Genomic DNA, 623 nt, shown 5'->3' on the forward strand with positions numbered 1-623 from the left:
CTTTTTTATTTTTAGCCCAAAACCACCTACTTCAGTAGGTGGTTATCATCATTTGAGGCTTTGCCTGTATACCTACCCATGTTAAATGCATCTTTGATTTTTAGCGAAGTCAAAAGAGGCAAATAACATGAGTAGATACGAGCAAGCATCGCATGTGTTCTGGCGATGTCAATATCATATAGTCTGGACACCAAAGTACCGCTTTCGGATATTGAAAGGTAATGTCGGAAAAGAGGTTTATCGATGCATTCAGGTTTATTGCCATCAAATGGGATGCATAGTCATGGAGCTAAATGTTCAAGTTGACCATGTTCATTTAGTGGTGAAGGTACCTCCGAAGATATCTATATCGAATTTAATGGGGGCGTTAAAAGGTAAGATAGCTTTGAAAATATTCAGTAAATTTCCTTACCTACGTAAGAATAAACTTTGGGGAAATCATTTTTGGCAGAGAGGATACTTCGTCGATTCGATTGGAATTAACGAGGAAATAATCCGTAGATACGTTAGGCATCAAGAGAAAGTAGAGCGGCAAGAGCAGGGTCAACTTGCTCTTGAATAAAGGCCCCCTTTTAGGGGGTTAAAACAAAGCCACCTTCTTTAGAAGGTGGATTCTTTACTGT

The 623-nt window shown here is 39.2% G+C and carries 1 protein-coding gene; it reads left to right on the top strand.

The genetic code is table 11. The features are described from left to right. The first annotated feature begins 127 nt into the window (after window positions 1–127). Entirely contained in the window at window positions 128–562 is a 435-nt protein-coding gene (gene tnpA / locus L976_RS01435) for an IS200/IS605-like element ISShes8 family transposase (protein ID WP_039978090.1), read from the top strand. The last annotated feature ends 61 nt before the right edge of the window (window positions 563–623 follow it).

The organism is Shewanella sp. ZOR0012, assembly GCF_000798835.1.
GTDB lineage: Bacteria > Pseudomonadota > Gammaproteobacteria > Enterobacterales > Shewanellaceae > Shewanella > Shewanella xiamenensis.